This is a genomic window from Nitrospirales bacterium, from assembly GCA_031315865.1.
Taxonomy (GTDB): Bacteria; Nitrospirota; Nitrospiria; order Nitrospirales; family UBA8639; genus JAGQKC01.
In genome coordinates this window covers 2352926-2375315 of sequence record JALDRJ010000002.1, presented here as the reverse complement: position 1 = coordinate 2375315, position 22390 = coordinate 2352926, and the positions used below count along the sequence as shown (strand labels likewise).

16 protein-coding genes are annotated in these 22390 nt (G+C 48.7%); 2 read left to right on the top strand and 14 right to left on the bottom strand.

The window, feature by feature from the left end; all coding sequences use genetic code 11:
• Nucleotides 1-62 precede the first annotated feature (62 nt).
• Nucleotides 63-2171: a hypothetical protein gene (locus tag MRJ96_10845; protein MDR4501936.1), complete on the top strand. Its 2109-nt coding sequence runs from the start codon at nt 63-65 to the stop codon at nt 2169-2171.
• 107 nt (nt 2172-2278) lie between these two features.
• Here the strand turns inward: MRJ96_10845 and MRJ96_10840 are convergent, their stop codons facing one another.
• The 7 genes from MRJ96_10840 to MRJ96_10810 form a co-directional block, all read right to left on the bottom strand.
• Nucleotides 2279-3475 carry a TIGR03087 family PEP-CTERM/XrtA system glycosyltransferase gene (locus MRJ96_10840; GenBank protein MDR4501935.1) on the bottom strand — a complete coding sequence of 399 codons (1197 nt, stop codon included), beginning with the start codon at nt 3473-3475 and terminating at the stop codon, nt 2279-2281.
• Nucleotides 3476-3479: 4 nt separating this feature from the next.
• Nucleotides 3480-5411, bottom strand: coding sequence for an asparagine synthase (glutamine-hydrolyzing) (gene asnB, locus MRJ96_10835; protein ID MDR4501934.1), 1932 nt, complete (start codon nt 5409-5411; stop codon nt 3480-3482).
• Nucleotides 5412-5468: 57 nt separating this feature from the next.
• Nucleotides 5469-6578, bottom strand: a complete 1110-nt coding sequence (locus tag MRJ96_10830) for a hypothetical protein (GenBank protein MDR4501933.1) — start codon at nt 6576-6578, stop codon at nt 5469-5471.
• A gap of 30 nt (nt 6579-6608) precedes the next feature.
• Nucleotides 6609-7826: a glycosyltransferase gene (locus MRJ96_10825; protein ID MDR4501932.1), complete on the bottom strand. Its 1218-nt coding sequence runs from the start codon at nt 7824-7826 to the stop codon at nt 6609-6611.
• Nucleotides 7827-8024: 198 nt separating this feature from the next.
• A complete protein-coding gene (locus tag MRJ96_10820; protein ID MDR4501931.1) occupies nt 8025-8819 on the bottom strand; it encodes a class I SAM-dependent methyltransferase in 795 nt (264 codons plus the stop codon).
• Between the two features lie 182 nt (nt 8820-9001).
• Nucleotides 9002-10318, bottom strand: a complete 1317-nt coding sequence (locus MRJ96_10815) for a nucleotide sugar dehydrogenase (protein ID MDR4501930.1) — start codon at nt 10316-10318, stop codon at nt 9002-9004.
• A gap of 306 nt (nt 10319-10624) precedes the next feature.
• Entirely contained in the window at nt 10625-11638 is a 1014-nt protein-coding gene (locus tag MRJ96_10810; GenBank protein ID MDR4501929.1) for a class I SAM-dependent methyltransferase, read from the bottom strand.
• Nucleotides 11639-12153: 515 nt separating this feature from the next.
• Between MRJ96_10810 and MRJ96_10805 the strand changes: the two genes are divergently transcribed.
• The gene (locus MRJ96_10805) at nt 12154-13377 is read left to right on the top strand and encodes a glycosyltransferase (protein MDR4501928.1); all 1224 of its coding nucleotides are present in this window, start codon (nt 12154-12156) and stop codon (nt 13375-13377) included.
• A gap of 80 nt (nt 13378-13457) precedes the next feature.
• Here the strand turns inward: MRJ96_10805 and MRJ96_10800 are convergent, their stop codons facing one another.
• The 7 genes from MRJ96_10800 to MRJ96_10770 form a co-directional block, all read right to left on the bottom strand.
• Entirely contained in the window at nt 13458-14927 is a 1470-nt protein-coding gene (locus tag MRJ96_10800; protein MDR4501927.1) for a lipopolysaccharide biosynthesis protein, read from the bottom strand.
• A 151-nt stretch (nt 14928-15078) separates the two neighbouring features.
• Nucleotides 15079-16302 carry a hypothetical protein gene (locus MRJ96_10795; protein ID MDR4501926.1) on the bottom strand — a complete coding sequence of 408 codons (1224 nt, stop codon included), beginning with the start codon at nt 16300-16302 and terminating at the stop codon, nt 15079-15081.
• 341 nt (nt 16303-16643) lie between these two features.
• A complete protein-coding gene (locus MRJ96_10790) occupies nt 16644-17771 on the bottom strand; it encodes an SGNH/GDSL hydrolase family protein (protein ID MDR4501925.1) in 1128 nt (375 codons plus the stop codon).
• Between the two features lie 437 nt (nt 17772-18208).
• On the bottom strand, nt 18209-18361 hold the full coding sequence (locus MRJ96_10785; protein ID MDR4501924.1) for a DUF5989 family protein: 153 nt from the start codon (nt 18359-18361) through the stop codon (nt 18209-18211).
• Between the two features lie 13 nt (nt 18362-18374).
• The gene (locus MRJ96_10780) at nt 18375-18779 is read right to left on the bottom strand and encodes an SxtJ family membrane protein (protein ID MDR4501923.1); all 405 of its coding nucleotides are present in this window, start codon (nt 18777-18779) and stop codon (nt 18375-18377) included.
• A gap of 14 nt (nt 18780-18793) precedes the next feature.
• Nucleotides 18794-20644, bottom strand: a complete 1851-nt coding sequence (locus MRJ96_10775; protein MDR4501922.1) for a carbamoyltransferase — start codon at nt 20642-20644, stop codon at nt 18794-18796.
• A gap of 344 nt (nt 20645-20988) precedes the next feature.
• Nucleotides 20989-22365 carry a putative O-glycosylation ligase, exosortase A system-associated gene (locus MRJ96_10770; GenBank protein ID MDR4501921.1) on the bottom strand — a complete coding sequence of 459 codons (1377 nt, stop codon included), beginning with the start codon at nt 22363-22365 and terminating at the stop codon, nt 20989-20991.
• Between the last annotated feature and the right edge of the window lie 25 nt (nt 22366-22390).

The window sequence follows — 22390 nt, the reverse complement described above, 5'->3', positions numbered from 1 at the left end:
CCGCATAGTATGATATATAGAGAACATGTTTTACTTAGAGATTAAGCTTGGAGAGGATAACAATGAACATACCCAAAACGATGAAATATATACTCTTTTTGCTCGTTACTACTGTGATTTCTTACAGCCCTGAGGCAAGCTGGGCAAGTGAGCTGAGCGATGTCGCCAATTCGATGGCGCCTGGCACATGGGCGGAGTTGAAGTCTGAAGGGTTTACCCAAGATTATGTTCTCTATCCTGGTGAACGCCAGGATCCTTCGGTCAATTACTTAGGAGAAGTGACTTGGGATCCTACAAGTCGCAAAATTTTATTCATCGGGTCTGGGCATCTGGTACCAGCCATAATGCATTTTTATTCAGAAAGCACCAACACGTGGACGCGTGACCTCAAGATATATGGTGTCAAGAAAGGCCTCAGTCACGGATACAACCACAATTCCATCTCTCCCCAGCATCGGATTATGGGGTTTTTGTACGCCGCAGCATCTTCCCTACGCGTCCATCGCTACCACATCGATTCCAATTCTTGGAGTGAGGGGGCCACAACATCGAACGACGGAGGCCATGCCCATGCCATGGAGTACTTCCCTGATCGAGGGAAATGGTATATCGCGGACGGGACGTATGGAATTATTAGAGAATATGATCATGTCTCTGATTCGTGGAAAACTCACGCGTCGGGAAAGCGTGAATGCTTCGCGAACCCCGGAGATCCAACGGCGGGATACATTCACTCCTTCGCCGCGTATAACCCCATTGAACATGTGATTATCTTTGGCGGTGGAAATACTGAAAGTGGCGGAAAGTTCTACAACTCAAAGGCATGGTGTAAGATGGATGTGAATGGCAATATTACGCTATTGCCTCCTGCCCCTGCCTATCTCCAACTTCCTCATACGAGTATTGGAGGGCTTCAGACGATCGACCCAGTGAGTGGGGATTTTCTGGTGTTAACGAAAAGTGATGATATGTATGCGTTTGACTTTTCGGAGAATAGGTGGAGAACCGTCAATCACCAGGCAACGAGTCCAGGGATTTTCTCTACACCTAGTAGCAATTTCATTTATGGATTCGTAGTCCCGATTAATACTTATGGCGTTGTGCTGTACGCCCGGTACACTGGGGGAAATAATTCGACCTGGTTATACAAGCATGCTCAAGGCGGAAGCTCCGCTCCCCCCCCTCCTCCTCCTCCACCGCCAACGCCGACAGTTGACACGGTGGCCCCTAATGCACCAGTTCAACTGAAGATTGTTTCCAGTGGTGGCACTCCCCCGCCTCCTCCGCCACCCCCGTCCCCACCATCAGGTACTAGTGATTTCGCGGAGCTGTGTGCGAGAAGCACAACATTGGTATGCCGAGATTTTTCTACTCAGCCGCCATATGATTTTGATGGAGTTGAGGGAATATTCCACAATAAGGGAGATTGTGACAGCTCTGCCATCCTGGACAATGCTTCCCGAACATGCCCGCAAATTGAAAACGGCACTCTCAAGTTCACCGTGCCAACCATGAGTGGCGCTGGAGGGTCTGGGCAATACTTTTTACGGTTTGCGGACTTTAATGGAGGAAAATCTATTCAGCCTGGCGAAGAAATCTTCGTTCGATGGCGGCAAAAATACTCGGCGAGTTTCCTGGCAACGAAGTATAAGAATAGCGCAGGTTGGAAACACGGCATGCTTGGCGCCGCCGACGAGTTTTCTTGTGCCAGTAATGAAGTTGTGGTTCAGAACAGTTTTCAACGTGGCGTCCCGCAAATGTACCACGCCTGCGGATTATTCCAGCCATTCGAAAAGAAAGTCTCAGGCACGAATGACTTTGATTACCAACCGGGCGGAGACAATCGTTGCTTGCGGAGTGATATCGTAGACAAAAATCCTCCAGATTTTTCTAACGGGTGTTTTCCCTACAAGGCCGATGTCTGGGTCACCTATCAAGTAGGCATTACACATGCCGCGTCAGGACAACCGAGCCGAATCCGCTTGTGGGTGCAGGAAGACGGTGGGCCACGATTATTGATTATCGACTACTTGCATACCCTGAGAAATACCAAAGGCTACGGAAAAGTATGGTTTTTGCCCTATCAAACAGACAAAGATAGCACGCAAGATCACCCGGAAGGGTACATCTGGTACGACGAGTTGATCGTTAGCAAGGTACAATTGCCCTAGCGCGTTTCGTCCACCTCTTCGACTGTTCCCCCCAGGCATTAAAACCTGGGGGGAATTTCTTTACCGATCATTTCTGCTGATGCCTCGAGTAAGAAAAACTGAGCATTTTAGCTGGACGAAGTTGCTACGCACTTTTCGATTAAATGGCTCAGCTTATTCATCGAACCCTCCCAATTATGGTGCGATAACATACGTGCACGCGCATGCTTGGCATAGCGTTCTCGCTCCTTTGGGCTTTCTAGTAATCGGAGGATAGCCTCACAATAGTCATCTCTCGTCGATGCTGTCAGAAGATGTTCCCCTGACACGGCATCAATTCCTCCAGCAGCTTGTTCACTGCTCACGACTGGAACGCCCATGGCCATCGCCTCAAGCACTTTGTTCTGGGTTCCTCGTGCGATGGTTAACGGTGCAACATTGACGGCTGAACGCCACACATAGGGCCGCACGTCTTTCACCGATCCGGTGACTGTCACATTCGATAATCGCGCAAGTGCCTGTATGGCCCTGGATGGATTGGCTCCCACAATCCACAACTTGGTTCCGGGGCGATGCTGTTGTATGGCTGGCAATATCTCGTGACAAAATGACAACATGCACTGTTGATTCGGATAATAATCCATCCGACCGATGAACGAGAGAACATCTGGATCATACGGTTCCGTTGTGGGTTGAAAATACTCGGTATCCACGCCATTGGGGAACCAATCAGTCTGGACCTGTACCCCATAATTATTGAGTGTCTCAAGCTCGGCTTTTGTCGTGCACGTGCAATAATCGAACTGTTGCGCCAGAGCAATTTCAGCCTGTTGCAGTTTCATACTCTCTAAGCGGTATCCAAGAGACATCGGAAACTGGCGAAACTGAGAGTAGATCAGCCATTTCTGGGAGTCCATGTCTCCAAAATCAAGCATTTTCGGAATCCCCCTTACCCGGGCCACATAAGGGGCAACCGATGAACAGTGCACAAAGATAAGGTCGAATGATTGCTTGGCAAGTTGCGCATCGATTCGACGCTGAAGTTGATTGGAGTAAAAATATCCCATGCTGGCTGGAGAAGTGGTCAGAAGGCTCCCAACCATGCGAAGAGTCGCGCTTGTCGTACTGACTTGTTCACAGACAAAATCATGACAATGCTCTCGAATGCCCTGCGCCTCCCGGGTTTCTTCGTCGGAACGAGTCAAAGACGCCACAGTCACGTGATGTCCTTGCTGACTTAAATGCCTGATCATATTGAATGGACGTATTTTTCCACCTCTGGTCGGTGGGTAAGGGAAACGATGACAAAGATAGAGAATCTTCAATGAACTAACTCATGTGAAGCTGGGCGGCAACCTCTTCAGGTTGTTGCCCATCGAGGTACATCCGGCTCCAGATTTCAAAATTCATCAGAGCCAGTAAATGGTCGGTATGATCTTCTTTATTGGCTTCATGGAGAGCGATCGTCTGTTCAACTTCGTTCCAATCAAATACTCCACGTCGCTGAATAGATTCCTTCGAGAGAACGGACTTGAGAAGAGGCGATAAGGCGCCTTTCACCCATGCCCCCATGGGAGCACCGAATCCCCGCTTTTTGCGATGGAGAATATCATCTGGAAGGATTCCCTTGAACGCCACTTTCAAGATGTGCTTAAGATGTCGACCATGAATTTTATACCGAGAGGGCATACGCGCAGAGAGTTCAACGAGCCGTTGATCGAGAATCGGAACGCGACATTCCAAGGACACCGCCATGGTCATTTTATCTGTCAGCAATAACAGATCATCTGGCAACTGAGTCGAAAGATCGACTTGAAGAAGACGCCTCAGGGCATCACCACTTTTTGATCCAGCCAATACCGTTCCCAATGTATCCATGTCCGAAGAACCAGGTTGCTGAAGCAAGCGACTGCGCTGAGCATGATTGAAGACCTGCACATAGGTGCGATATCGCTCTGCGAATGACAGTTGATTCGATAACATAAAGCTTCGGGCATACCGCGAAAGATTCAAGAGAGGCGAATGGCGATCACTCGGAAGCGCACGAGCCAAAGGCGTCAAAACATGATGGCGCAACCACTGTGGGACACGATTGTAATATTGCCCGTAGTATTCTCCGAGATACCTCCGATAGCCGCCAAACAACTCATCGCCTCCAACCCCCGATAAAATGACGGTCACATCGCGCCTTGCGAATTCAGCCACTAAGTAGGTCGTGATAAACGCGGCGTCAGCCATCGGTTCATCCATATGCCAAAGCAGGTGCGGGAGCAGACTCGCGACATCAGGCCTGACGAGAATTTCTTTATGATCCGTCCCAAAGAGCTCCGCAATACGACGAGCGTACGGGAGCTCGTTGTAATATTGCCCTCCTTCTGAATCTTCAAATCCAATGGAATAGGTCTTGACCGGCTGACGACTATTCTTCGCCATGAGTGCCACAACACTACTCGAATCAATGCCCCCACTGAGAAACGCGCCAAGAGGCACATCGCTGACCATTTGAGACACCACAGCTGCTTCAAAGGCTTCCACGACCGCTTCAGCCCATTCCTGTTCATCCATCGAGTGATCGATCGCATCCGAATCAGGAAACTGCCAATAACTCCGGATCTCACAACGGCCATTCTCCCAAATCAGCATGGAGGCCGGAGGTAATTTCTGAATGCCCCGGAACATAGAGTACGGCGCAGGGGTATATCCGAGGGTTAAATATTCTTGCAGTGCGGCAGGATCAAGCTCGGCAGACACACCGGGAACTGCCAGAATAGACTTCACTTCTGAGGCAAAGACGAGACGAAACCCATCGTTGTAATAATAGAGTGGTTTAATCCCAAGACGATCCCGTCCAACCAACAACCGGCGTCGAGCCGTATCCCACAAGGCGAACCCATACATCCCATCCAAGCACGTGATAAACTCGTCACCGTACTGCTCGTAAGCATGCACGACCACTTCACTGTCAGACTTCGAAGAAAATGTATGCCCCTGCCGAGAAAGCGTTTCTCGGAGTTCTCGGAAATTATAAATTTCTCCGTTACATACCGTCCAAAGGGTGTTCGTTTCATTCGCGATCGGTTGATGTCCGCCCGCCACATCGATAATGGCTAAGCGTCTCATCCCTAACAAGATTCCCGGCCCAACATATTCCCCGTGGTCATCGGGGCCACGATGGACCATGACTTTCCCCATACGATCAAGCACGTCTGGTTGACCGATTTGGTGCTCAGAAAAATTCAGAATACCGTATATGCCACACATGGAGTTGATCTTTCGTTCTATGGAGAAACCATCAGCACGGTCCCGGTTTGTCACCCATTACGATATCGTCGCATGAGAACGGATGTATCTTGCCAGTCTCTCAGCGAGAAACATTCCGATTGCCTTATGGGCATCGGCATCATAATGTTCATCAAACGGAGCCACCGGGAGCGTCTGCGTTTGTTGATAAAGGTGACGAAGCGGTTCAAGTAGGTCAAAAAACATGATTCCACGTGTCGTGGCAAGATCACGTATGGTGGATTGATACAGGAGATCGGGCGCAGGATCAGAGACTTGAGAAGAAACAGGGAGCAAGGCGATGCTGAGCTGAAAATGATGTTGTTGAGCCAGCGCCAGCAACGCATCAATCTGAGCTTCCACGTGTACACGCTGTTCCTGAATGAAACGCTCCGGGTTTCCCTGCAGTAATTGAGTAATGACGCTGTTTCGTTGTTTCCACATCTTATAGACATTATAGAACCACGATACCAAGGCGCTCTTTCGCGCCATCTGAATAATATACCACTTTCCGAGCGCTTCGCCGTCAGGTTTTGCGTCCAGGTCGAGCATGTACCAATCCCGACCAGATATCCGGTGATAATAGGTTTGGATGTCCGTCGGCGCCAACGTGTACTGATCAACAACCACCACGACATGGTCAGGATTCAGGCCCACACCCACTTGTTCAAGAAACCGAGCCTGCTGTGTGAGCGTGTAGGCACGCACACCAAAATTGATGACCCTGTACGATCGATCTGAGACAAATTGCCGTAATTGAGCTTCAAGCACGCTGGAGACGAGATCCCGATCCTCTATCCCCAAGCCATAGACTTGCGTTCCCCCGAAAACCAAGATGCGATATTCGTCCTGATCTTTTCGACCGACGTCCTGGCCCCGCAACCCAAGGTGGTTAAGCGTGATGAATTGATCATATCCATAATGTTGATCACCGGAAAGTGGCCGGTATCCCAAATCCCGGTCTGGTTTTACACGGAGTAAAGGAAGTTGCTCCGATCTCGGGGCTCCCATCGAAATCCGTACAGCGAATTCCAGGAAGCAGGTCAGGACGAACAGGAAAAGCATGAACCACAGGACCGGCCCAAATGGATACACCTTCTTGGCATAGTTAACGATGACGCATCTCGCCCCCTTTTGACCATCGCGCACGATAAGATAACGCTAATCCTATGCTACCCATCATGACTTTCCTGCTATGTTCTGACAAATATCCGAAAATACCTCAGAGACTTTTTCCCACGTGAAGTCATCTTCCACGAACTTCCTGGCCGCTCGTTCAATAGATCGTCTTTTTTCCGAATCATGCAGTAACGTCACCACAGCCTGAGCAAAATCCTCTGGAGAATCAGCAAGCAGACAATTCTTTTCCGATATCACTGGGAGACCTTCAGCTCCAATAGAAGTTGAAACGACGGCTTTTCCCATGGCCATGGCCTCAAAAATCTTAATTCGTGTCCCCCCTCCAATCCGGAGTGGAACGATATAGACCTCTGCTTGAGCGATATAGGGCCGAACATCTTCAACCCTTCCAAGAAATCGGACTTGAGGAACATCTTCCGCCAGTTTCTGAAGTCCGGGCGTAGGATTTCTTCCCACAACCGTAAGCCTCACATCCCGAATCTGTGCTTGAATGAGCGGGAGAATATCCGAGATAAAATAGGAAATACCATCTTCATTAGGAATCCAATCCATCGAACCGGAGAACACAAGCGTATGCTTTTCACAGGGACCGTTGGTCGGCATGAAATACTGGGTATCGACTCCAGTGGGAATCGAGAAGATTTCCTGTTTTCCAGTGAGCGCTCGTAAGCAATCGCGATCTTGAACCGATACGGCAATGACACCGGAAAAATTCTGACAGGCTTCTTTTTCGTAACGTTCCATTTTTTTCCACTGAGACCTCCAAAACCAACGCAAAAGCGGGTTTCGGCTCGTCAGATAATGTCTTTGCGGGATGACATATTCCACATTATGCTCGAAGAGAATGGAGGGAAGCGTCCTGATGTGTTCGAAGTTAATGCTCGGCTGCAAAAAGTCACAAATAACTAAGTCGAATCTCTCCTCCATGATTAAGTCGTGCAATTTCCGTTCGACGTCCTGCGAATAATCATTTAAGACGGTAATCGGTCTCGCAGAAAATAAACGTAGAAGAACGTTCATGAAAAATTTCGGACTAAATTTCGGAACTTCTTTCCAACCGATGGCATGATACTCAGAACACAGCGTGGCGACTTCATCGATATATTGACGATCTTTTTCCTCCTCCATATTAGTAATGAGGGTAATATGAAATCGTTGATGTAATCGTTTGAGCAACTGCCCAGTTCGGATTTTCCCTCCGGTATCCATAGGAAAAGGAAACCGCTGCGAATACATTAAAACGCGTAAGGGTTCCATGGCCTACGGGAAATCGACGATGAAGAGTTCAGGATCGGACATTGGAAAAAAGAACATGCTCGACATCACCTTCTCATCTCCATTCGTGTTTCGGATTCGTTCAGTTAACAAAAACTGAAGGCGACAACGTTAGAACTTGGGAAACAATGCACCAACTGATTTTCCCGAGTCCCGACTTAGGATGAGTCTTGAATATGTCTAACGAGGCGTTGTACTCGCAGTCCGACAAGAGCGGGATCCCTCGGGCTCCTTCACAAGCTTACACTCGACCGCCGAAGTGGTGAACTCTCGTGTGATTGGATTGTGGGCCCAGGTCAACGGTTTTATCGGAACTGCGCGAAAAGATTCGATGGAGAAATTGCTCTGCCGGACCAATTCTTCGAATCGCTTGATCGTTATCATGTTCAGGCCGCCGGAGACTTCGGAGAAACGGGTCGCGCCATCATGCTTGAAATCAGATCTCCAGCGAATTAGAGCAGACTCACTGAAGACCAAATGCGACCATGGAAAAATCGAAAAAAGATGCCCACCGTATGGATGGTACCAAGTGGGACCGAAGGAGACAATCACACTTCCATCCGGAGCCAGGAGGCGATTCATCGTCGAAAGGATTTCCATAGGATTGTCAAAATGCTCGAATGCATCAATGGACACGATGACATCGACCTGCTCTTGCGTGGTATCACTAAACGTGCATTTGTCTGCGACGCCTGCCCTTTCTGCCGAGCTTTTCGCGACATCTAACAAATGAAGTCGAATATCAAGCCCAATCACATGGGTGGCCCCATGCTGAGCCATTTCAATACATCCATCACCGCTCCCACAGCCAAAATCGAGGATGGTTTTCCCACGTAAACTTTCCCACCCATCCTGGCCTACGATCTGTTTAACTTTCTGAATATAGGAAAATGGAGGATCAGTGCCATCCTGATTTGCTGTTCCTGGCTTTAACCAGCGCAGACATCGATAACCGAGCTCACCACCGATTTTCATGATGCACAAGACTCGTACCGGGGAATAGCCAAGCAGCCAGATATCCCGATCATCACCTGAATTTGATTCTCTCTGTCAAAACCGTTATTCATCTCAATAGATTCCTTCCACAGTACACCATGGATCAATATTTCTATTTGCTGTGATATGAATTGAGACTGCGGGAGACCAAAGAAGCCGAATCACCAGCACACGCCATGATATTCGCCTCGAATACGATTCTTCTGGGGAATATTTACCAGGTCAAGGATCATCTGCTCATCAGATGTGTTCTGATAAAGGGTTTCCATGATTGCCTTATCGCTTAGGCCAACAATCAGTACATCTGACTGTGCGATGAGATCTTCACAGTTTTTGATCATCAAGGAGGAAATGTGGGGAATGGTTTCTTCGATATACCGGCGATTAGCCCCAATAAGCCTCGCGACATTCACTTCCGGGTCATAAATACGAAGATTCAGTCCTTTTCCGATAAATCGTTCGGCCATGACGACGAGGGGACTCTCTCGTAAATCATCTGTTCCGCTCTTAAAACTCAATCCAATCAGGCCAATAGACTTCTTCCCTGATTCCAGTACCATGTTGATCGCATGATCGATGTGAATGGCGTTACTCGTTAAGACGTTCCCAAGCATCGGCACTGAAACATCTTTCGATTTCGCGACATATAACATGGCTTTGAGGTCCTTGGGCAAGCACGATCCTCCAAAGGCAAACCCAGGTCGCAAGTACGCTGGCGAAATGTTCAGACGTGTATCACGACAGACCATCTCCATCACGGCATGAGAATCCACCCCCATAGCCTGGGAAAGACGCCCCACCTCGTTCGCAAAGGTCGCTTTCAAGGCATGGAAAATGTTGCAGGCATATTTCAACATCTCAGCCGTGCGTATCGATGTCACAAGAAATTCGCACGGTAAATGGCCGAATAAATCATGCAGGACTTTTTCTGCCCGTTTAGAGGCTGTGCCGATCACGGTAAACGGCGGATTATCATAATCTTTGATGGAAGAACCTTCGCGAAGGAATTCCGGCTGAAAACACACATCAAAGTCTTTCCCGCATTGTTTTCCCGCGTGCTTCTCAATGATCGGAACGATGATATCCTCCACTGTCCCAGGGAATACTGTTGATCGAATGACGAAAACATGATAATCCGTCTTCGTTCGCATCGCCTCGCCAACTTGTTCACTCAGACGCTGAATGGCCGTTAAATCCTGGCTACCATTGGAACGTGCTGGAGTCCCAACGCACACGAACGACACTTCAGAACGGTGAACACCATCCGAGGCATTATTGGTCACCTCTACCCGGCCACATGATCCGGCATGGCGCATGAGCTCTTCCATGCCTTCTTCGATGATGGGGGTGGCCCCTTTCCGAATCAAGTCCAACTTGGTCTGATCTAAATCCACGCCCACTACTTGATGTCCGTCACGAGCCAGACACCCCAGGGAAACGGCCCCCACATATCCCAGTCCAAAAATGCTAACTTTCATCACGTCCTCTTTGTTGAGACATTAAAATTCCAGATAAAACACACCTCTATAGCTCTGGTATCGGTAGAAATATACCTATTCCTAAGGGCAAACCCCGTCCATCTCTCGAAACCTTCTAGCTCAATTATGCTAAAAAAGTCCTCATCCATATACTACGCTTATCTTCTAAAATATTGTTCATCACCATGTGTTGCAGAATGAAGGTACTTATCATGATCGATTTTTTAGGGCCACAGCACCATTTTAGTGCTTTATCGGCCTTCTAGGAAGCGCTGTACGAGTAAAATAAATGGAACCAAGCTCTTTTCAAGAATGATCAACATGAACCATGCCTCTATAGCCCTTTATCAGATCCCGATCAGACAATGCATGATCACTTTTTCTTCCAAAAAAATAATATCCAGAGGCGGCATCGAATGAACCGGCTTTCCGAGCGAGGATTTGATCGAAGAACAGAAAAGGAAACGCGAGAAATCGAGACAATGACCTGAGGACAGAATGAATTCTCGCGTTGTCGCTAAATCCGGACACAAAACGCTCGATACTCCAAGCTAGCACCATGCCTTGAGCATTCGCGACACCACTACGGACTTCCGTAAACCACCGGAAGAGACGACGATGACCAAGGTAGGTAAAACGCGTGAAATCGAAGCGGCCCATGTGGACTTGCTGCATAAATGGCGTAATGGAGTACACAAACCCGTCGTCGGTCAGTACCCGTCGAACTTCGTTCACACACCGGTAAGGATCAGCGACATGCTCAAAAACCGCGACAGCCATAACCGCATCAAAATAGCCGGTGGGAAAAGGAATATCATGAGCATCACAAACAAGTTGCGTCAGTGGGCCTATAGCGACGTCGCTATAGATTAACTCACATGCTCCTTCGAGGGTGATCGCCGCATCGCCCGATCCGATGACCAATATTCTGGGGGTACGTCCAACATTCGCTAGCACTTCTTCCAGAGCCTTCTTAGGCGGAAACGTATTGACCGAACGCGATATGGAAGGCGTCAAGCGAGCCACCCAGCGTTTGACTTTTCCGAACATGGATTCTTGTACCTCGCCTATTTCACGCATATCCATCGTCGTGATATTTCTCGCGACGTAATCATCGATCGAAAAAACACTATTGGCTTCGTTAATGAGCACAGGACATCCGTCAACGATCGGAAACGTTGTCGAACATTCGGGATTGGCACATGCACAGTCACCACCTGGCCGAATTATGAGCGAATACTTACAGATCGGGCACAGGAGGTCAGCACTGATTGCACGAGGCAGCCTCAAACTATCCATGACCAGTTCATCGACACTCATTCGTCATTCACGCCTTCCTTGCCAGGTACGACATACCGACTTTTCATGTCTGATGAGGCAGGGCCTCTCCTCAAATGCAATCCGACCAACCGACGACATACTTGGAACCTATTATGGTCTGAATGACCATCCGACTCAATCATAACAACGATTGCAAAAGAAGCAAGTTGAGGGGTTCCTGCACATAGCTACCGATTGCGCATAGATGTTGCGCAGGCAAACGCTGACCTCATTGAAGTATCGGCTTCACTCTTCTCCAATCTTTACGGAATATGAGGCTTTCAATTTTCGAAAAAACATTTAATGTTTCCACCCTTCACTCCGAGCAATATTGACAAGACGACATGAAATCGTTCCCGGCACATGGTACAGTGGATGGGTAGCGAATTGTCGATCAGTACGTTGGGCTGTACCATCTTTGATCGCATGCATGTTGAACCGCCTCTGAATGATTCGTCGCATTCGATTTAGGACAAGGTACATGGTTGCAGATCCTACATCATAGAGTGCTTTAGATGCCTAACAAAGGAAACATCATTGCCTTTGACATTAACCCGTGGCAAGGTCCATGGATGAACCGGCAACAGCTCCTGTCTCGTCTCGCTCAACGCGGCTGGAATATCGTCTACAGCAAGGGGCAATGCACCTTGTGGGACCGCAATGATGCGCCGTTTAAAACGTTACCGTTTTGGCCCAGTCATGACTCGGCCAATGGCGTCACCCTCGATGTGCCCGGGAAAGTGCTCGCGTCATGGCCTGTGATTGCCCCCTGGCGTCAACTATGCGATTTCTTACATGCCTGGAAACTGAAGCGCCTTCTTCTAGAGAACAATCGACAAAATGGTCAGCACAAACAGCCGCTGATTGGTTATATCTTTCATCCTTCGTTTTATCCATACGTCCAAGCCCTCAAACCAGATTACCTCGTGTTTCATGTTCGCGATGCCTATCCTGAAGAACCCGGGTGGACTTCCAACGACCAGATGATTTTTGAGAAATTAGCCGACCAATCCGATCTGATCATCGCTTCCGGCCAGGCCATGGCCAGTTGCCTCCCCTCCTCACATCATGAGCGTGCGGTCATTATTCCCAACGGAGCTGATGCTGAGACTTTTATTAATGGCACCAATGCTTCGTATCCCGATGACTTAGCGCAGATACCTCATCCACGCGTCTGCTACGCTGGTCGACTAACCGCCAAAATCGATCTGCCTCTGCTGTATGAACTCGCGCTCACACGTCCTCATTACCACTTTATCATTATCGGCCTAATTGCCAATTACGGCTTACTCGCGAGCGCTTCATCTAGCAATGGGCTAGATGTCTGGCTGCACGCAATTCAGGAAATTCAAAAGCTGCCCAATGTCCATTACCTTGGAGCCAAAGATCCTACAGAACTGCCAGCTTATATCACTCGCACAGATGTGAACATCATGATTTACGCCACCCATTCGAAAAACGCACGTTGGGCCAAGTTTTGCTATCCTTTAAAATTGCATGAATATCTTGCCACTGGACTTCCTGTCGTCAGTTCGCCGTTAGCCGCCATCGATCCGTTTCAAGATGTCGTGGCCTCCGCCAATAGCAAAGAAGAATGGCTCGATGCCATCGATGACGCGATCAATAACGGCGGAAGGGGCACAAAGGAACAACGCCAGGCAACAGCCCGACTCAACAATTGGGAAAACCGCACAACCCTCTTAGAGGAAACCATTCAAACGCTCATTCACAAAACATGAGCAATTCCAATGTGTGGACATGCTCCTGAAGGCATGCGAAGGCCCCTCATAGGAAAAGCCGCAACCGAGGCATTCAGATTTCAATTCCATTTCAGCTTTTGGCGAATCATCGTCATGAGCTCCATCTCTATAGACTGTGTACCTCCAAACATTCGCCACAACACAAAAATTCCTAACAGATAGGTCAAAGCCCCGGCAACAACTTTCACGATCAACAACGGCAATGATGGAAGAACCAAAACACTATGGACTTCATACACCATCGCGATCATAAGCAGTCCTGATAGCAGAGGACGTATTAACGCACGTAACACGTTTCCCCACTCAACCTGGCTCACGTGGATTGCCGCGCTGTTTAAGGCGAAAAATGAAAAAATCGAGCTCACAATCATGCCATAGGCGACTCCCAGCAGCCCCGACCATTGATAGCCAACATAAACACAACACAACATCATCATGGCTCGCAACCAGGCGACCCCCGCCAACATCTTCACTCGACCGATGACGATCACTAAACTTCCCGCAAGCGCATGAATCGCCATGATGACTTCTGCGACCGGTAATAATTGTAAAAACGGAGTCGCCTGTGACCATTTTTCTCCCAATACGAGAGGCACGACTTCAGAAGCCACACATGACAACCCTAGTCCAACGGGTACGACCAACAAGGATATCCCGGCAATGGCTCGAACGAAGGCAGAGGCGAGCCGAGTCGGATCATCCTCAAATTTCGAAAACCCTGGAAGAAACGCCCTGGAAATAGGAGACATAATCTCCGCAGTGGCCATATGAGAAATATTCTTGGCCACGGCATAATACCCTAAACTGATCGAACCAAAAATTTTACCGACGATAAATTCATCGCCCCGCCCAAACGTGTAATTCGCAAGTCCTCGGACTAACATCCACTGTGAAAACCCAAACACTTCATGAAGGGCTTCGAATGAAAAGCGTGGCCGGTAAGATGACATTTTGTAACTTAACGCGACCGCGACGCAATTATTAAAGAGCGTGCCTAACACCAGAGCCCAATAGCTGCGAAGATAAAACGCCAACCCTATCGTGACAAGGAACCCCCAAAGTTTAATATAAATGTTAAATTTGAAATCTTGGTCGAACAACAAGTGCTTTCGAAAGTCTATCGTTCCGATGTTTTCCCACGCTCGGACAAAGGCCCCTAGTCCTATCACCCACAGTATGGGAATCACGCGTGGTTCATCATAGGTCGAGGCGATCAATGGTGACGCGAGAACCAGCAACACCGCGATGCCAGCCATCTGGAGCAAACGGATGGTCCAGGTGGTATCATAATGGCGACGCTCTGCATGTGAATTACGTAGCAAACCAAACTCGAGACCAAAGTCCAACAGTTGGGTAACCAAACCGACAAAGACCATCGCCATGGCCACCATACCGAAATCTTCCGGCATCAAGAGTCGCGCCAAGATTACGGTGCTGGCTAAACCAATCAGTCGGACCCCCCACCGCATCGCCATCATCCATGCGGCACCGCCCAATAGAACTTCTGCTAACGGTTTTTCTGTCTTCACTCAACTGCCCTTTGTTCAAATTCTTGAGACGATCCTGGTCTGTCGCAAACTTATGGGGCGACCATTCCTACTCATAAAACGTTCCTCAGACACGCCGTCTTCTCACGTTCGTGGCGAGGTTCTTCACCTGGCCGCCCGATGGTGAAAAAGATTATTCCTTCCACTCTAACTCCAACCGATGCAACGCAAAATCATTGTTCACGGTATAATGGGCTGTCACAATAAGAGCATCGAGACTGCCATCACCATCAGGCAAGGCAAAACTTGCTCGCGTAGGATCATTGGGGTCCAGCTTGGCAAGCGAGTCATACTGCATGATTTCAAACCATTCTTGTCCATGACGGGATGCCCATAAGGCAATAGTTGGTGGAGGAGAAGAGGATTTCGTAAACTCAGACCTCGGCTCGTAAGCCGTGGATATCACCACCGTACCATCTTTAAGCCAAGTGGAGAAGTAACTCGGGGTCCCGATAAATTTCAGCTGCTTCAGCGAATCCTTCTGAACATCCCAACGAAAAATGCCGGCACCAGTCCGGTCGTTGTCCGACCCCCAGTACAAAGCTTCCTTCGTGGGAACAAGTGACACGATCCTCCAATCCTGACTATCCCCTCCAAGCTCCCGTAGAGACTGAAAATCATCATTCGTAAAATACAGATGACTTTCCTGATCATGATCCCCGGTGGCGATCAACAAGCCATCCCTATACTCGTCATAGATCAGGGAATGAACATGAAAGATCTGTCCGGAAGGAAATCGGTAAGCCTCGCGCCACGACCTCCCATCATTTTCCCCTTTGAGGATGCTAATCTCATGCGGACGTGCATCGGCATCATATTCTCCGAAATACACATCTCCATCCGGACTCACAGCCAATCCCGCCATAAAGGGCGGAAGAATGTCATCTGGATACTTGAAAACCGAGTGAAATGTCATTCCACCATCGTCTGACCGGTACACCTGATCATAGACAACAATAATCGTGCCTGTGGGCAACACGGCCAGATTCTCCACCGAGCGGTTTCGTCTGAGAGAACGGACCCATCTGTTTCGAGCGATGATATCCTTCATTTTCGCCAGGAACGAATCATCGTCCTTGGGGAGTTTTCCTCGTTGCTCAAAGGTTTCCCCACCATCTGTACTCACGTACAAATAATGATCCTCCATCGCATAGAGAATGCCATTTCGTACGAAGAGTGGATTGAGCCCTTCGATAATTCCATCAAGCACGACGCGGAGCTTTTCGTTTTCAAAAATGACGGCTTGCTGACGGTCTAAGATTGGGGTTCGAGGAACGACCGAACCAAGGACTCCCAGCACGAGAAAGACCACACCCAAGGCAATCAGGACTCTTGCAAAAACTCCAGACGGTCTCAAGGAGAGTAACCCTTTCTGCATTTCACATATGCTCTGTCAACACTGTGGGAGAGCACGGGGAGAGAAGGCATCGTTCCTGACACTCACGGCAAGCCCCATCAACTAACAGCGTGTCCTCGTAGCCTCCAAGAACATTGGGATAAGGGTATCAGGTCCGTGGGGAGAAATAATCAGGTGAATAGGCTAAGGCAAGATTTCATGGACGCGGTGAAACATTCCGTTGCCTGATCGGACCAGACTTCAGGAAAACGATTCAAGAGACTTATCACACTATCCCATGAATTTCTATCGAACACATGGGCCATGGGGCACTAGACACACGTTTTTCTCTCGTAAGACCACTAGGCGGCTTTTCCTTGAGTTGCCAACATATGCTGTTCAACGAGAAAATCCAGAATGAATTCTCCCATCAATTGATGACCACGTTCGTTAAGATGAATGTCATTCTTAAAGTAGAGCCTTTCATGTTCAATAGCCTTCGCCAACCCAGGAGTCAGATCAAGAATGCGTATATCGTGTGCCGCTCCAAACTCAATGAGTTTTCTGTTCCATTGCTCAAAATCATAATCGATTGCCTGGGCCTTCAATTGTTGGAGCGACGTTTTCCGTAGTGGGACATTGATCTGATGCTCCTCGGGAATGATCACGACCAGTAAACGTGCACCTATGTCATGAACGGCCTTGCGAATATGAAGAAGGTTCGTTTGTACGTCATCCCACGCGACACGCGTGCTTTCCTGGTCGGATGGCGTTCGACTTTGCTCCTTCAAAAAGATAGACAGCCGATTAAATCCTCTTTGCCCTGCGGAATCATGTGCCTGCCAAATATTCGCATACTGTGCCCGCTGAAGAATGCGATAGAGTTTTCGCTCATGAAACCACTTCCACACCCGGATTTCGAACTCAGAATGGTCGGCCAGATTCAAGGCCTGTCGAGATATTAATTTTCCATCAAAAACAATATAGTCCTTATTTTGAGGGATCGCCTGAATGTCGTTCCCCACATACAACGCGACAAGAACCAGGTCGGGATCGTACTGCACCCCATACTTGGTAAACATGTGAAGATACTCATAGGGAGTATAATTGGGAACTCCCATATTCAAGACCTCATAGGTCGTCTCGGCATTTCCTAGAGACCCGAGATTCTTCTCCAGCACTTTCAAGTAGGCATTGGGGATTGCAGTAAACCCACAACTTGCCGTCTGAGAGTCTCCAATGCCCACTATTCGAAAAACATGGGATGGTTTCTGCTTGGAGTAGACATAATCTCGAAATCCATGCTCATTCACCATCGCTTTTTCACTGGGCTCAAGCCTAAATCCAATATCCTCATCGGCTTGATACCGGAATGTCCCCCAATCTGGCAGGACAAAACTCAGGACAACTTCTCCAAGGACGAGACACAAAAGAATCGCGGCCAAAGAAACCACCGCCCCCATGACCCACTCTTTTCGCTTCTTCGTCAACGCTCAACGCTCCCTGATATCACGTCATTCATCACGATGCATCAACCGTGACCTTCTCCATTTACAGAAGCAGAATTCATGCCACCAACATCTCCTGCCAAAAGCTGAGCACTAGGAAAGGACAGGGTACGCGCCAACACCTTGCCCGAAGCTCTACATGGTCAGAAACCGATGCTCAAAACACTTGGGTATTATCGACAGAAATCCAGAAACAGTTAAAACAACGATGGGAGAAAATCGAAGTCCACGGCTACAACGCGGACAGTGCATACCATACCAATAGGTTTCTCTACGTTTAGGTGGGGTAACAAGCTAGACAATACATATCTTGTCTAGTTCGTTCATACAACGACTCGGGAACGATCGAAATCGCTTCCCACGATCAACAGACTAACTGGTCATTTCTCAACAGAGACGATGGTTCAGTAGCGTGTGACTTAAAATAACGTGTAGATAAACGGCGCAACCGCTGAACCTTCTGTCAGCACGATCAACCCACCCAATAGCAATAACATGATCAGAATGGGCGCGAGCCAAAATTTCTTGCGCTCCCGCATGAACGCCCATAATTCTGACAGAAACTCCTGCATAGGATTCTCCTTCTTAAAATGGCTTCACGACATGATCAGGAGTTCTGGCGACCTTGACTTCGCGGTAACTCGATGCCTGCTGATCAAACGTACATTGAAGTGGTTTTTTCCCAAGAACTCTCATGAACAACGAGAGCGGCGTCAGCAGCACATAATAGATAATACTTAAGAGAACACGCGTATTAAACCATCCGAGTTTTTCAGCAAACCACATCCATCCCCGAAACAAAGGAGTCAGACCTTGGGGCCAGGCGACCGCAAGCCCTCCCCACACTGCGGCAACTCCCGCACTCCAAACCCGAAGACTTCCCCCATGGAAAACCAATGGCCATAGACCAATAACCAGAAATAGCCCTGTCATGAGAAACCCAAAATTTCGTAGCTGCTTATCAGTGATACTGGTCGGATCAAAGCTCATCTGTCAGATTCCTCTTAGTCTAATTCAAACTCCTGCATCCAGCTCGTATCCTTTTCAACCGGCACTTGTTCCTCTTTGAGCAAGACGCAATTTTCAAGAACCAAGACATCCATTTCTGTACGCATAAAACAGCGAAAAGCATCCTCTGGAGACCCGACAATGGGTTCTCCCCTCACATTAAACGATGTGTTAATCAGCACCCCACATCCCGTCTCGGCTTCAAAAGCTTTGAGCAAATCGTAATACCGTGGATTGGTTTGATGAGTGACCGTTTGAACCCGTGCCGAATAATCGACATGCGTCACCGCAGGGATATCTGACTTTGGAACATTCAACAAATCTATGCCCCATAAATTCTTATGCGCATCCGTCAGGGGTAAACGGCGACTCTCCGATACCGGAGCGACCAGTAACATATAAGGACTGTCCGTGTTGATTTCAAAATAATCGGATACGCGCTCCCGAAGAACCGATGGAGCAAAGGGTCGAAACGATTCCCGGTACTTGATCTTGAGGTTCATGATCGACTGCATTTTTTCACTTCGCGGGTCTCCTAGTATACTTCGTCCTCCCAGTGCTCGAGGGCCAAATTCCATTCGGCCTTGAAACCAGCCAATCACTTTTTCCGAGGCAAGCTCATGCGCTACGCGTTGAACCAATGCTTGATCATCCAGTCGCTCGTATCGGGCACCTAGATTCTTAAGACGCGCCTCAATGTCATCCGACGTAAATGCTGGTCCGAGATAACTCCCACGCATCGCGTCCTGCCCGCCATTGGTCGCCCTTGACTGTCCATGATATTGATAATACACGGACAACGCGGCCCCTAAAGCACTGCCCGCGTCTCCCGCTGCTGGTTGGATCCAGATTCCCTTAAAAGGCCCTTCTCGCAACAAACGTCCATTTCCGACACAATTTAAAGCCACACCTCCGGATAAGCACAGGTAGTCCAGTCCTGTTTCCTGCTGAAGCCCCTTGGCTAACTGCAGCATGACTTCTTCCGTCACCTCCTGCACGGAACGCGCTAGATCCATCTCCCGTTGCGTTAATTCTGACTCCGGTTGGCGTGGCGGTCCGCCAAATACCTCATTAAACTTCGCACTCGTCATCTTAAGGCCGGTACAATAATCAAAATACTCCATATTCAATCGAAACGTTCCATCTGACTTCACGTCGAGCAGGTGATCGTAAATCGCCTTCACGTACGTTGGCTTGCCATACGGTGCCAACCCCATGACTTTATACTCACCCGAGTTCACTTTGAATCCGGTGTAGTAAGTGAACGCCGAGTACAGCAACCCCAATGAATGCGGAAAAGGTATTTCCCACATCGGGGTCAATTGATTACCCCGTCCCACCCATGCCGACGTCGTGGCCCATTCACCGACTCCATCCATACACAAGACGGCCGCATCCTGATAAGGAGATGGAAAAAACGCAGCCGCGGCATGTGACTCATGGTGTTCACCAAAAAGAATCGGCGGCACGACCTTTGTCGACTCCAAGGCCCCTACTCGTACCAGTTCCTTGCGTAACAGGTCCTTGAGAAACAGTTTTTCCTTCAGCCACACGGGCATGGCTGCAAGAAATGATGAAATACCTTTCGGGGCAAAGCTCAGGTAGGTTTCCAGCAAACGCTCAAATTTGAGCAACGGTTTGTCATAAAAGACAATCTCGTTGACTTCACTCATCGTAACGCCGCCCTCCTGAAGACAAAACTTCACCGCTTCTCTTGGGAACCCTGAATCGTGTTTCTTGCGCGTGAACCGCTCCTCCTGAGCGGCTGCAACGATCTCACCATCTTTCACCAAACACGCGGCACTATCATGGTAATAGGCCGAGATCCCAAGGCATGTACGATTCATATTCATACGTTCTACTCTGCGTGAATAATCTTAAAAAACCTCGCATGTCCTGCAAGGATGTGCTGGGAATCCAATGTTCAGAGGAACTATGTTCTCGACGCCCATAGATGTCAAGAAGTAACAAGAAGCCATACGATAGACCATCTGAGAGTAATCCCCTGTCAGCCCCTTAGGACATTCACGGATGTTAATGGGTCCTTTCTTGTCACCAAATTCTCACGCCAGCATGCTCAGGCATGGTCATCACATCGTGAATAGATATAGCATACTAAATTTATCGGTTACTGACAGGAGAGAAATTGAGCGCATTCGGACATTCCCAGTGGTTCATCAACCTGCTCAGCCTATCTCGCCCCAACCAGTGAGGCCTTCGCATGGGCCTGCTGCCTGAGGCTCCCCTCTGCTGGAGCCGTATGCCAGGTTCTCACAACTCGATACATGGACTCCTTGAGAAGAATGACGACCGCGATAATTTGATAATAGACGTCAAAATACGCCACATCTAAAAAAGTCCCGACGATCATAAAAACAACGAGACACACTTCTATCATCGAGGCGTACGCGCCCATCCATTGATACCCGTCAACTTTTTTGCTGAATCGGTGGATTTTTCGTAAGCTGAGAAAGCAAGACAGCAGGAGAAAGATCCAGAGGAGAAAAGCCACAATGCCATGCTCAGCTAAGACTGTTAACCACATACTGTGACAGGACCACACTTTGCCCTGCCCATACTTCTCAATAAACTCCGGGTAGTACTTGACGTAGATAAGCGGACTATAATAATCAAACCCTTCTCCCGTCAGTGGATTGGCTAAACCAACTCGTTTACACCCTTCCCAGTTCCAAAAACGGCTAACCGCTGATCCCTCTTCTTCATAGTTTATGAGCTGATCTAATCGAGTTTGAACTCGTTCCGGCAAGATATCTGACGATGCCAGAAACGGAAGAAATGCGATAATAAACAGCACACCGACAGCACCGCTGATACCCACGAAAAACTTATATTTACTTTTCAGCAAAATTAACCCAATGGCGGCAATCATCCCCAACCATGCGCCTCGGGAAAATGTGCAGATAATAGCTGGAACGGATAGCACCAGCATGACCCACATGAGCCGGCGAAGCCACCGACTCGACTCCACTTGGATAAGATAATACAACAAGGGAACATTTATGGCCATCGCAAGTCCGATCGCATTGTTCGCATACAGGAATGAACCCTCCGGCCCCCACACGAGCTGACTTCCTCCCGTGATAATGCCAAAGAACCCGCCTTTCATCGCGAGAAGTCCTATGGACAGCGCAATCGCCTTCATCAGCAATTGCACTCGTTCGGCCGTGTACAAGATGGACATGGATAGGAAGATCATGACAAAAATCTTCGACACATGGATGAGTTTTTCCAGCGCCGCGTCGGAAGCCCACCCCCTGTGGGGGACGTAGGCAACAGCCGTCGAGACCATGAATAAGAGCCAAAGACCGAGAAGCATCCAGACTTCCCGTTGCCGAGGAAATTGTTTAGGTTCCGGCGAAACCAGATACCCAACCAGAGTGGCACTCGCCATGATCATGGAAACAGGAAGAGACCGCCCAAAGTTCCAGGTGAATCCTTGAGGGCTCAGGATCCCAAACGCCACGAACAGAAGCATGCCATACGTTGGCCTCCTTAGGGCCACAACCGCAGACACGGCCACCAGAATAACTAATGCGAAATCCCTCATGATGTTTCGTAGGTCTTCAAGACAT